Origin of the sequence: Capnocytophaga sp. oral taxon 863 str. F0517 (assembly GCF_000466425.1) — a bacterium.
Taxonomy (GTDB): Bacteria; Bacteroidota; Bacteroidia; order Flavobacteriales; family Flavobacteriaceae; genus Capnocytophaga.
This window is the reverse complement of record NZ_KE992111.1, coordinates 512-1,348: the sequence shown is the minus strand read 5'-3', so window position 1 is coordinate 1,348 and position 837 is coordinate 512. Positions and strand designations below refer to the sequence as shown.

Genomic DNA, 837 nt, shown 5'->3' with positions numbered 1-837 from the left:
AGTTAAAACTTTATGCAGAGGGGAAGTTAGTAACCTTAGAACGAAAAACGCATACCCGAGAGTTTAATAATTATTCACCATTAGACATTAAAGGATGGAGCCCTTTAATCAGTAAAGGAACAACTTATGGAGCAGCTCCCTACCCTATTTTATTATATTTACCCCAAGGTAGTGATGAATTTGTAATTATACGTAGGTAAAGTATCTAATTTATGAAAAATATAATCTTGACATTGGCTATCTTACTGTTGAATTGTCATAATGCACAAAATACAGGAGAAATGAAAATACAACAAATACCATTAGAAAAACAGATAACTTATATGATTGCTCTTTCAATGCGAGTGCCTTATGAACTTTATATCAATGATATAAAAGCAGATTGTGATTATGTAGGAGCAAATAGTGGTGTAGATATGAACCCATATATATTAAAAAATGGGAAATATAAGGTAAAATTGAGGATATTTCCAGCCTTTAAAGCTGGAGAAAAACTAATAGCATCTAAAGATATTAAAAATTCGAATATATCATTTGGCAGTTATATACGCAATAAAGAGACCGATGAGATATTAAACTATGAAGATAAACCTTTGCCTATTACAGCCCCCACAATTGATATACCTTACTTTGAGCAAGAATGGGAAGTAGAAATTACAGATTTACCTTATGAATTAGAAGGTTGGAGTAAGGGGCAAGACCTTCGTAAATGGGATAAAAAAGAATTGGAGAAAAAAGTAGTAGCATTTCATCAAAGAACAAGAAAAATACTTAATGAAGGAAATTCTGAGGCGTGGTTAAAGCTGATTCAAAAAAGATTTGATGAAGTTTGTATTT

The 837-nt window shown here is 31.4% G+C and carries 2 pseudogenes; both read left to right on the top strand.

Annotated elements, in window-relative coordinates:
- A pseudogene (locus HMPREF1551_RS14150) lies at window positions 1-200 on the top strand (hypothetical protein); the annotation flags it as partial.
- Between the two features lie 12 nt (window positions 201-212).
- Window positions 213-837 (top strand): annotated as a pseudogene (locus HMPREF1551_RS03710) (hypothetical protein); the annotation flags it as partial.